At 47.5% G+C, this 11,054-nt stretch carries 9 protein-coding genes; 7 read left to right on the plus strand and 2 right to left on the minus strand.

All coding sequences use genetic code 11. The annotated features are described in order from the left end of the window. Nucleotides 1–230: 230 nt before the first annotated feature. Nucleotides 231–2,525, plus strand: a complete 2,295-nt coding sequence (glgB, locus tag D0A37_RS22970; protein ID WP_242717852.1) for a 1,4-alpha-glucan branching enzyme — start codon at nt 231–233, stop codon at nt 2,523–2,525. A gap of 379 nt (nt 2,526–2,904) precedes the next feature. Here glgB and D0A37_RS22975 read toward each other — a convergent pair whose 3' ends face one another. After that, on the minus strand, nt 2,905–3,822 hold the full coding sequence (locus D0A37_RS22975; RefSeq protein WP_242717854.1) for a glycosyltransferase family 2 protein: 918 nt from the start codon (nt 3,820–3,822) through the stop codon (nt 2,905–2,907). Nucleotides 3,823–3,908: 86 nt separating this feature from the next. Next, nucleotides 3,909–4,739: a hormogonium polysaccharide biosynthesis protein HpsJ gene (gene hpsJ-B, locus D0A37_RS22980; protein ID WP_242717856.1), complete on the minus strand. Its 831-nt coding sequence runs from the start codon at nt 4,737–4,739 to the stop codon at nt 3,909–3,911. A gap of 793 nt (nt 4,740–5,532) precedes the next feature. Between hpsJ-B and rfaE2 the strand changes: the two genes are divergently transcribed. The 6 genes from rfaE2 (at nt 5,533) to D0A37_RS23010 (ending at nt 10,918) form a co-directional block, all read left to right on the plus strand. Further along, nucleotides 5,533–6,027 carry a D-glycero-beta-D-manno-heptose 1-phosphate adenylyltransferase gene (gene rfaE2, locus D0A37_RS22985; protein ID WP_242725712.1) on the plus strand — a complete coding sequence of 165 codons (495 nt, stop codon included), beginning with the start codon at nt 5,533–5,535 and terminating at the stop codon, nt 6,025–6,027. A gap of 117 nt (nt 6,028–6,144) precedes the next feature. Further along, nucleotides 6,145–7,014 carry an STAS domain-containing protein gene (locus tag D0A37_RS22990; RefSeq protein WP_242717858.1) on the plus strand — a complete coding sequence of 290 codons (870 nt, stop codon included), beginning with the start codon at nt 6,145–6,147 and terminating at the stop codon, nt 7,012–7,014. A 56-nt stretch (nt 7,015–7,070) separates the two neighbouring features. After that, nucleotides 7,071–7,448 (plus strand): STAS domain-containing protein, encoded by a 378-nt coding sequence (locus D0A37_RS22995; RefSeq protein WP_242717860.1) that lies wholly within the window; start codon nt 7,071–7,073, stop codon nt 7,446–7,448. A 288-nt stretch (nt 7,449–7,736) separates the two neighbouring features. After that, nucleotides 7,737–8,135 (plus strand): anti-sigma regulatory factor, encoded by a 399-nt coding sequence (locus tag D0A37_RS23000; RefSeq protein ID WP_242717862.1) that lies wholly within the window; start codon nt 7,737–7,739, stop codon nt 8,133–8,135. Nucleotides 8,136–8,345: 210 nt separating this feature from the next. Next, nucleotides 8,346–9,365, plus strand: a complete 1,020-nt coding sequence (locus D0A37_RS23005) for an ATP-binding SpoIIE family protein phosphatase (protein ID WP_242717864.1) — start codon at nt 8,346–8,348, stop codon at nt 9,363–9,365. After that, on the plus strand, nt 9,362–10,918 hold the full coding sequence (locus D0A37_RS23010; protein ID WP_242717866.1) for an ATP-binding protein: 1,557 nt from the start codon (nt 9,362–9,364) through the stop codon (nt 10,916–10,918). The genes D0A37_RS23005 and D0A37_RS23010 overlap by 4 nt, the downstream gene beginning before the upstream one ends. Nucleotides 10,919–11,054 lie beyond the last annotated feature (136 nt).

The raw sequence follows: 11,054 nt of genomic DNA on the forward strand, positions 1-11,054 counted from the left end.
TCAATTTGTTTTAATATTTCTATACTTAGAGGTTAGCAGTAAAACCCCAGCTCGGCCGCCGGCAAGGCAACAGCCTGCTGTGTGTGCAAGGGCGCGCGCTGGAGCTGCAGCAGGCAAGATTATGCTAATCAGTGGTAGGATCAGCGATCAAAAATGTATCGAAATGTAAAGTGCAGCGCCACTCTAGGTTTTGAAAGCCATTTAGTTAAAAGATTGAGGTAAATAGTTTTATGCCCGCGACCGTCCCCTTTGAACAGATTGACCGCATTATTGGGAATCAGCACCACGATCCATTTGAAGTGCTAGGCCCTCACGCGATCGAAGAAAATGGCAAAAAAGTCTGGGTCGTCCGAGCTTATCTGCCGAATGCGAATGCGGTATCCGTAGTTGTGCCGGAGGCCAGGGCTGAATACCCGATGAAATCAGAGCATCACCCTCACTTTTTTGAATGTACGATCGACACCCCAGAACTAGCAAACTATCAATTGCGGGTCAAAGAAGGGGAACACGAGCGCTTCATCTACGATCCCTACGCCTTTCGATCGCCCAAACTCACAGAATTCGACCAGCACCTATTCTCAGAAGGCAATCACCACCGGATTTACGAAAAGCTCGGGGCGCACCTCACCGAAGTAGACGGCATCACAGGAGTATATTTTGCCGTTTGGGCCCCGAATGCCCGCAACGTCTCTGTTTTAGGAGATTTCAACTATTGGGACGGCCGCAAACATCAAATGCGGAAATCGCAAAACGGCATCTGGGAATTATTTATTCCGGGAATATCCGTGGGAACTTCCTACAAATACGAAGTGAAAAACCAAGACGGACATCCCTACGAAAAGTCCGATCCTTACGGTTTCCAGCAAGAAGTGCGGCCGAAAACAGCATCAATTGTCACCGACTTAAACACCTACACTTGGAACGACAGCGCTTGGATTGAAAAGCGGCGGCACACAGACCAACTGACGCAGCCGGTTTCGGTTTACGAATGCCACATCGGTTCTTGGCTGCACGCCGCTACTGACGAACCCGCCGTGCTACCAAATGGGGAAATACAACCCGCCGTGCAGGTTTCGGAACTCAATCCCGGGGCACGCTTTCTGACTTACCGGGAATTGGCCGATCGGCTGATTCCCTACGTCAAAGATTTAGGATTCACCCACATCGAAATGCTGCCCATCGCCGAACATCCTTTCGACGGTTCTTGGGGCTATCAAGTCACCGGTTATTTCGCCCCAACTTCCCGCTACGGCACACCTGAAGATTTCATGTATTTTGTTGACCAGTGCCACGCCAACGGCATTGGCGTACTGGTGGACTGGGTACCGGGACATTTCCCCAAAGACGGCCACGGTTTAGCTTTCTTTGACGGAACTCACTTGTACGAACACGCCGACCCCCGCAAGGGCGAGCACAAAGAGTGGGGAACCCTCGTATTTAACTACGGCCGCAACGAAGTGCGGAATTTCCTAGTATCAAACGCTCTGTTCTGGTTTGACAAATACCACATCGATGGGATTCGCGTAGATGCCGTAGCCTCGATGCTTTATTTGGATTACTGCCGCGAACCCGGAGAATGGCTGACCAACCAGTACGGGGGCCGGGAAAATATCGAGGCGGCAGATTTTCTGCGTCAGGCGAATCACGTCATTTTTAGCTATTTCCCAGGTGCGTTGTCGATCGCCGAAGAATCTACCTCTTGGCCGATGGTATCATGGCCGACCTATGTAGGGGGTTTGGGCTTCAACCTGAAGTGGAACATGGGTTGGATGCACGATATGCTCGACTATTACCACATGGACCCGTGGTTCCGCCAGTTCCACCAGAACAACATAACTTTCAGTATGTGGTACAACCACAGCGAGAATTTCATGCTGGCTTTGTCCCACGATGAAGTAGTCCACGGCAAAGCCCACATCATCGGGAAAATGCCAGGAGACGAATGGCAAAAGTTTGCAAACGTGCGGTGTTTGTTTACTTTTATGTTTACTCATCCCGGAAAGAAAACGATCTTTATGGGGATGGAGTTTGGTCAGTGGCACGAGTGGAACGTTTGGGGGGATTTGCAGTGGCAGTTGCTGCAATTCGAGCCGCACCAAAAGTTGAAGCTGTTTTTTAAAGATTTGAACAATTTGTACCGCACCGAAAGAGCACTTTACAGTCAAGATTTTGCTGAGGATGGGTTTGAGTGGATTGATTGCACCGATAATCGGCATAGCGTCGTGGCATTTGTGCGCCGAGAGAAGGATGGCGACGAGTTTGTGGTGACGGTGTGCAATTTTACGCCGCAGCCGCACTCTCACTATCGGGTAGGAGTACCGGAACCGGGTTTCTATACGGAGTTGTTTAACAGCGACGCGCGGGAATACGGCGGCAGCAATATGGGGAATTTGGGCGGTAAGTGGACTGAGGAGTGGTGGTTCCACAACAGTGCTTATTCGATCGACTTGTGTTTGCCACCTTTGGGGGTGTTGATTTTAAAGCTCGATCGGGCAAAAACAACAGCAAAATCTCAAGAGTTTTAAGTGGTGAGTGGTGATGTTTTGAGTTAAGAATCAAAGCTTTATTAAACCTAAAACTTTGAGGGTATTCAGAAACCCGGTTTCTCCAAGAAACCGGGTTTTTTCTGTTTTGTTGTGGCGAAAGAAGGAAGTTTTACAACGGATTCGCTTTCTTCGGATTTAAGGAATTTAATATTAATTCCGGTTGCCTCGGAATGATTTAACCGCAGAGTACGCAGGGTTCACAAAGGAAGAGAAGAGAGAGATGAATAATTTCGATGCACACGGAAAGGATATAATACCACTTCTAAATACTTCGGCTAACCCTCGATTATCGGCGGGGGAACCGCGAGGGTACAAGTTCCAAATACTACGGCTAGGCGAGCTTACCTATTACCCATTTTTAATTTCTAGTATCGGAAGCTCCAAGATTATAAGAAACTTTTGACTGCTCAACTGTTACTACTTCCGAAATAGATGGTTCCTCCACTCCGTCTAATTTGGGCAGCGGCATATGCTTCATTTCCCAAACTTTCAGCAAAATTAGATATTCATAAAAAGCTTGCAGCGTACACCAAGCCAATCCCGCTTGACCGTCAAGAAATCCGCCGAGTAAAATATACATATAGAAAAAGCGCACCACAGGCCGCAAAGGCAAGCGCAAAGAAAAATCTTTCAAAGCGCGGCGCCTTTCCACCTCCGACGCGCCAAACAATAAATCCCACCAATTTACTTGACCCGCTTCTAATTGGCGGAGAGTTTCAGCCGCCTCGTCAGTCGAGTAGCGGTTGTGCTTTTCAATCCAGCGGGAAAGACCTTTGCTGCAAGTATAGTGAGGGTAACTTTCCTTCAAAAAGTGAGTAGGCCCGTTGCAGACTTCCCGTTCAGTGTGACCGTAGTCAGTAAACCACACTCGGTCTTTGCGAAAGAGGCGCATTTGATAGCGGGGATATTGAGTGCTGCGGCGAATCCAGCGCTCCATAAATATTACTTTTTCAGCTACGTAATAGCCGATATATTCTTGAGTTTCGATCGCCTTTAAGCATTCAGCAAACAGTGCAGGCGTCATCCGCTCGTCAGCTTCGAGGATATAAACCCATTCGTATTTGCAGGGGACTTCTTGGAGCATCCAAGTCCGCTGGCGTCCGTGAGTTTCAAAGCGGTGCTGTACTGTTTGCACGGCATAGTTCTGAACAATCTCAAGGGTGCGATCGGTGCTGAAAGAATCAACTACAATGATATCGTCACAAAGCCGTGCCGATTCAATGCAAGCGGCGATATCAATCTCTTCGTTGTAAGTCAGAATATAAATTGAGAACATTCCCAGCTTTCAGTAAGGGCAAACTATTGGGTAAACAAACTATTTCTCAGGGATGTCTCGACCAGCGCGATCCCTGCCAGCGCCGATCAATTTTGGCGGCGGCCGAACCGCAAAATCCCCATACTTCTCAATCCCGTCCAACCAACAGTAATGTAGCCGATCGCTAACAGCAAACTGCTGATTCCCGTCTGCAAACTCGAATTTCTCGATCGAGTTCTTAACTCTTTCTCTTTTTGTTGCTTGCGGGTGCGAATCTCGTTGCGAGCTTGAGTAGGAAGTTCTTGAGCTTGCTGTTCCAGGAACTTGTCGAGGGCTTTCGGGTCCTTTTTCGACTCCTGAAGCACAGCTTTCAATTCCTTGGGAACCTCTGGACTCTTGAGTGCTTGTTGCAGCTTCCCGTCGTCTTGCAGCAGCGCGGCTATCTGGGTGCGACGCTGGCTTTTGAGCTCTTCTACCTGAGCTTTAAATTGAGGGCTTTTAAGTTGTGCCTCAAGTTGACCTTCCGCTTGTCCCGCCTCTTGATCGACTTGAGCCAGAGCATCCTTGAGTTCCAAACGAGTATTGTTGAGGTGAACGGGAACCAGAGATAGGTAAACTAGACCTAACAAGCTGGAAATCAACAGCGCCCAAAATCGCAAGTCCAGCCAAACCTTGCGTCGCTCAATAGAGACTCCACTACTACTGTCAACCCAAAAGCCAGTCATCAGGAGGGCAATACCGATCAAAGGAATAATGCCCCTGTCAACTATCTGAGTTGCAGCAGTCAACTGCCAGCCTCTATTGAGAAGGTCTGAACTTTCTCCCGGCAGCGACAGAACAATGCCGTCAAGCAAAGCAGAGAGAATCAAGATAATCCCGACTACTTTGAGAGTTCGAGCAGCTACTGAAGAAAATTGACGGCTATTACTTGCTTTCATAAATTCGTGTTAGATAATTCTACACCGTTAGATTCAAGGGGGTAGTTGAGTGGATTTTGTTGAACGAGTTAAGCTATTTTCCACCAAAATAGCTGTTTCGGGTACCGACCTCGACTTTCCTCTGGGTTTTCACAGGCTGCGGTTGCGACCCAAAAGGTCGAGTTTCTGCACAGCTATACAGAGTTGGACACAGGAGGCTGTAAGCTTCTGGGGTGGCTGTAAGGCTTGGTCAAGATAGCGCCCAGACACTGCAGCAAGCAACTGCTGGCTTCTTCTATAGTCTGACGAATCCAGCATAAAGATGAGTTCTGCACGCTTGGGTTCCCGCTTTTAACTAGCTTTCGCTCACGCGGCGGTGTCAGAAATAATAGACACAGGAGGAGCGCGTTTTGCTGGGTTTCACCCCCTAGGGTTCTCACAACCCGATCGTCTGCCCGAGGGGGTGAAACTAAATCCCATGTCTTATAGTAATTGATATAAGAGAGGGCGGGAATAAATAATTGTTTCCCAACCTTTTTAACCCCCAATTACCAACAGCACGATGCGGCAATCACACATACAGGAGTAGCAGTTTTTTTGGGGGAATTCTGTTTTCCCTATCAGCTTCGGTTTCAATCATTTTGAGTTTTTCATTCTTGCTTAAAAGGAATCAATTACTAAATACTCATTACTAATCACCAACTACTAATTATTGGCATTTTGAGGGATGAATTATTCAAGAGCAAAAGTGCAAAATTTCACATTTTTTGGTAGGATATTTTATCGCTGTTAAAATTTGTTGGTAATGACTGCAATGATTTCTGGTGTTTACACGTTGAGAGAACTGGAAAGATCGATCGCATCCGCTCCGGACAACTGGCGTCCGCTCGTGTTTACTAACGGCTGCTTCGATATCCTGCACTGCGGCCACGTCCGCTATTTGCAAGCGGCAAAAAAATTGGGGCGATCGCTCGTGGTGGGCTTGAATAGTGACGCCAGCGTGCAAGCTATCAAACCGCAGCAGCCAGGATTGCCACCCCGCCCGATCGTACCAGAAAATCAGCGAGCCGAAGTGTTAGCTGCTCTCAAACCAGTAGACGCGGTAGTAATTTTTTCCGAGATTACAGCAACTAAACTGATAAATATCCTGAAGCCTGATATATACGTTAAAGGAGGCGACTATCAAGTCGAAACTCTGCCGGAAGCACCGGCCGTTATCGCCGGAGGTGGCAAGATTTCCTTGATAGAAATAGAAGTTCCGAGTTCTACCAGTGCGATTGTCAAACGCATTTTACAATTAGGTACTTAACCCTTGATCGCAAACAGCAAACAGTGAGCTAAACTCAGAAGTTGCCCCATCAAAAAACACGCTTGGTGCGATCTCTCGTACAACTTCATCCCAATTGCTAAGCAGGAGATAATTTTAATGGAACTCACAAGCAATACCACGATCGCGGAAATCCTACAAAGACACAAAGCAGAGTTACTAGCAGACTGGCTCAAAGAACTGCAAAATACCGGGCTGCGGCGGGACGACTTGATGAGAGCCAAAGAATTGCGCTCCGAGTGTCAAGAGTTTCTGCAATTGCTCCACATTGCAGTCGGGCACGGTAACTTTAGCGACATCCAGACACCCGAATGGGAAAATATGCGACTGCTGCTAGCAGAAGTTTCGCGATCGCGCGTTCAGAGAGGCTTTACTCCCTCAGAGATAGCGAGTTTCATTTTATGCTTCAAAAAGCCATTGTTCGATCGGCTTTGTCATGAACTGACAGAAAACCGCGACGCACTTGTCGAACAACTTTGGCTTTCCACCAGTTTATTAGACCAGCTTGGCCTTTGGGTGACAGAAATTTTTCTCAAAGCTCGCGAAGAAGTCATTGAACGCCAGCAGCAAGAAATGCTCGAATTGTCAACACCCGTAGTCAAACTTTGGCAAGGCATTCTCGCTTTACCCATGATCGGGACTCTCGACAGTGCCCGCACTCAAATAGTCATGGAAACTCTGTTGCAGGAAATCATGGAAACCGGCTCCGAATTTGCGATTTTAGACATTACAGGCGTGCCGACTGTTGACACTTTAGTTGCTCAACATTTATTAAAAACTGTCGCGGCCGCCCGTTTAATGGGTACTGAGTGCATCATCAGCGGCATTCGCCCGCAAATAGCTCAAACCATAGTTCATTTAGGAGTTGACTTGCAGGATATTCTCACAAAAGCTACTTTAGCAGATGCTTTTAAAGTCGCTTTGCAGCGCCAAGGTTTAACTATAAAAAATCTTCAAGAGGAAAGATAAAAAATATTGCCTATTTGCCTAAAAGATTAAGTGAAAATTAAAATAGAGGTGGATTTGTGGAACGGATACCGATACTTCAAATGGGAGAATTTCTGCTAGTAACAATTCAAGTAGATATGCACGACCGCTTGGCAATGACGCTGCAAGACGACCTGACAAACCGCATCGTCAAAACAGGCGTCAAAGGTGTTTTAATAGAAATCTCTTCTCTAGAAATAGTAGATTCTTTTATCGGTCGTATTATCAACAATATCGCTAGTATGTCGCGAATTTTAGATGCTGAAACAGTTGTTGTCGGGATGCAGCCAGCAGTTGCGATCACGCTCGTTGAGTTGGGGCTTTCCCTGACAGGAGTTCGCACAGCTTTAAGCGTTGAAAAAGGCATGATTTTGTTGAGAAAATCCTTGGGTTTCTCTCCTGACGAGCAACCGTAAGCAGTCGATTAATTGGCCCATGACTGAGGCACAGGCAGTAAAGAAACCTAGTTTGTTTGTAGATCCCTTGTTGACAAACTGAAGATTTCTGAGGAGAGGGCTTACGCACTCAAGAGGGTTAAATTAAGGGTTTGAGACTTGGGTTGAGCGTAGCCGAAACATTGCTTCACTATGTTCTCTATTGAGAGAAAATCGTAGTAAGTGCGTAAGTCCTATTAGGAGAAACTAAGTTGACAAGCGTAAGTCCTATATTGTGTGGAGAAGTTCTATTTTGGTACAGTAGCCGCCATGTCAAAACGTGAGACACTAGAAATCCGATCGTCATCCGATATAGTCCACGTCCGACAGCAAGTGCGAAGTTGGGCTGTAGCAATGGGATTCGGTTTATTAGACCAAACGAAAATCGTTACCGCAGCCAGCGAACTCGCCCGCAATACTGTAGACTACGGCAAAGGGGGAACTGTAACTCTCGAAACGCTGCAATTAGGAACCCGCCAAGGGCTGCGGCTGATATTTGAAGACAAGGGCCCGGGAATTCCAGACATCGAATTGGCAATGACTGACGGTTATACTTCTAATCACGGTTTGGGTTTGGGGCTGAGTGGTTCCAAGCGGTTGATGCACGAATTTGAGATTGTTTCCAAAGTGGGTAAAGGGACTAAAATTGCGATCGTCCGCTGGCGCTGAAGAAGTAATACGATTCGAGAGTTGAGATTTTAGATTAAAGAATTGGGAATGAGTGAGGACGATCGGGGTTTGGAGCTTGCGTATAGTTGTATTATTTTTTAAATTGGTATAAACAGTAACCAGCAAAGCCAAGAAGTGATTCTTGGAATCCCACACCATACTCGGAGAGGGTTGGCGTATAAAGGATTTCATTATGAGAGCTGATAAAAAATGATAGATGCTGTAGCCCTGCCCGTCACAGAAGAAAGTCAAGTAGGAGAAGCGCGGCGAATCGCAGTCGCCCTGGCGGCCGAAGTCGAATTTAACGAGACCGATCGCGGTAAAGTGGCAATTGTTACCACCGAAGCAGCAAAAAACCTGGTCAAGCACGGGGGCGAAGGAGAAATTTTGCTGCGAACATTCAAAACAGCGGCAGGATATAGCATTGAAATAGTAGCGCTAGACCGGGGCAACGGAATGGCAAATGTCGCGCTGTGTATGCGGGACGGTTTTTCTACAGCGGGAAGCCCTGGAACTGGACTGGGGGCAATTAAACGCCTCTCTACTTTTTTTGATATTCATTCTGTACCAAAAGTGGGGACAGCCTTATTAGCGCGGCTGGAACCGACCCAAAATAGCCGGGAAGCGTCCCAAAACAGCAATTACTTAGAATTAGGGGTGATCCACTTACCGAAAGCAGGAGAGAAAATTTGCGGCGATTCGTGGGCGGCAGAAAATCACCTTGACAAAAACCTGATCTTAGTTGCAGACGGGCTCGGCTACGGGGATTTGGCGGAGGAAGCGTCTAGCGAAGCAGTGCGGGTATTTGAGGAAAACGCCAAACTCGGGCCGAAAGCAATTTTAGAGAAGGCGCACGCTGCTTTAAAAAATACCAGAGGAGCGGCTGCGGCGATCGCCCAAATCGATCGTACTCAACAAACAGTTTGTTTTGCCGGAATTGGCAACATCAGCGGTGTAGTTGTCACAGATAACCAAAGCCGTAGCATGGTTTCCTACAATGGCACAGTTGGACATATGATGCGAAAAGTAGCAGAATTTGTCTATCCCTGGTCGCAGCAGTCCCTACTCATCATGCACTCCGACGGTTTGGCGGCGCAGTGGAATTTAAACCGCTACCCGGGTTTAGCCTCCAGACATCCTGCTTTAATCGCAGCCGTGCTCTACCGGGACTTCAAACGCACTCGCGATGACATGACAGTTATAGTAGCCAAGGTGAGAGAAGCAGCGTGAGTTATCCAATCCTGACGACGGAAGTCCGCTTTGAACAAGACATCGTACAAGTACGCCAAAGAGCTCGCCAAATAGCTAAAGGGCTGGGATTCGATTCCCAAGTACAAACCCGCATCGCCACAGCAGTTTCCGAAATTGCCCGCAATGCTTTTAAATATGCAGGCGGTGGCAAAGTAGAATTCATTGTGGAAGGGGAATCGCCCCAAATTTTTCGGACTCGGATTTCCGACACGGGGCCGGGAATTGCTGATTTACCGGCTGTGTTAAGCCCCAATTTTCGATCGCAAACCGGTGCGGGACTTGGTTTAGCAGCAGCCAAACGGTTGATGGACGAAGTGCAAATCGACTCGGCGCCCGATCGCGGAACGGCTGTACAATTAATTAAACAGTTTTCCAAGCATATGCCTGCGCTGAGTGCGATCGAACTAAATCAATTAGTTGACAAACTAGCGCGCCAAATTCCCGAAGATCCCTATGCCGAAATTCAGCAGCAAAATCAAGAATTACTACGCACTTTAGACGAACTCCGCCAGCGTCAAGAAGAACTCGTACAATTAAATCAACAACTAAAAGATACCAATCGCGGAGTTCTCGCACTTTACGCTGAATTGAACGACAAAGCCGAATCTCTCCGGCGCGCCAGCGAACTCAAAACCAGCTTTCTCTCCAATATGAGCCACGAGTTTCGCACTCCGCTAACGGCAATTATGAGCCTTTCCGAAATATTGTTAAATCGCCTCGATGGAGAACTTTCAGCCGAACAGGACAAGCAAGTAAATTACATTTACAAATCCGCCGAGTCTCTCGCGGAACTTGTCAACGACTCGTTAGATTTAGCCAAAGTGGAAGCCGGAAAACTAACGGTTCGCGTGGCTGATTTTGAAGTCGAAGATTTGTTCAGCGCGCTGCGAGGAATGATGCGCCCCCTGCTTCCCCAAAACTCTGCCGTTTCTATAATTTTTGAAGATCCTCTCGAACTTCCAATCCTCACAACCGACGAGGGCAAAGTTTCTCAGATTTTGCGAAATCTGATTTCTAATGCCCTCAAATTTACCGAAGCAGGTGAAGTTCGAGTTGCTGCGGAAATGGGAGAGGAGGGAACAGTTACTTTTTCAGTAGCAGATACGGGCATCGGCGTTGCCCCAGCCGATCAAAGGCGGATTTTTGAAGAATTTGTCCAACTCGAAAACCCCTTGCAGAAGGGCGTCAAAGGCACGGGATTGGGATTGTCTCTGTGCAAAAAACTCGCGGAATTTCTGGGGGGAAGCATTGAAATCACAAGTTCACCCGGAGTGGGTTCGACTTTTTTGGTCACACTGCCGATTCTGTATCCTGGAGAGGAAGAAAACCCTTTGGAAATGTCCGCTGCTAAGGGAGATGAAATATTGCTGAAAAGCGCAAATTCTCGTAGCTTGCGGGGCTCCGGGCCATCGCCAGCGACGGATTCAGCAGCCAAACTTTTGCGTGGGGAGGATGAAGATAGTTTTTCGGTATTTGCTGAAAAACTTGCCACCAATTCATTGTATTGCGATATAGGTCGCCAACGGTGCTGAAGGTTTGGGTGCGGCTGCTCTTTGAGCAACCGCAAGCAATTTTTATCGACATTGTGATACCGGATCTGACCGAATTGGAGGTTTGAGAAGGGTTGAAATGCGATCGCACTACTTGTCAAATACCTGCTATCGTGAT

The organism is Microcoleus vaginatus HSN003 (assembly GCF_022701255.1).
Lineage (GTDB): Bacteria > Cyanobacteriota > Cyanobacteriia > Cyanobacteriales > Microcoleaceae > Microcoleus > Microcoleus vaginatus_B.

Coding starts and splice junctions, on each gene's coding strand:
- rfaE2 (WP_242725712.1), top strand. CDS start 5,533: ATGATTTCTGGTGTTTACACGTTGAGAGAACTGGAAAGATCGATCGCA.
- glgB (WP_242717852.1), top strand. CDS start 231: ATGCCCGCGACCGTCCCCTTTGAACAGATTGACCGCATTATTGGGAAT.
- hpsJ-B (WP_242717856.1), bottom strand. CDS start 4,739: ATGAAAGCAAGTAATAGCCGTCAATTTTCTTCAGTAGCTGCTCGAACT.
- D0A37_RS22990 (WP_242717858.1), top strand. CDS start 6,145: ATGGAACTCACAAGCAATACCACGATCGCGGAAATCCTACAAAGACAC.
- D0A37_RS22975 (WP_242717854.1), bottom strand. CDS start 3,822: ATGTTCTCAATTTATATTCTGACTTACAACGAAGAGATTGATATCGCC.
- D0A37_RS23000 (WP_242717862.1), top strand. CDS start 7,737: ATGTCAAAACGTGAGACACTAGAAATCCGATCGTCATCCGATATAGTC.
- D0A37_RS23005 (WP_242717864.1), top strand. CDS start 8,346: ATGATAGATGCTGTAGCCCTGCCCGTCACAGAAGAAAGTCAAGTAGGA.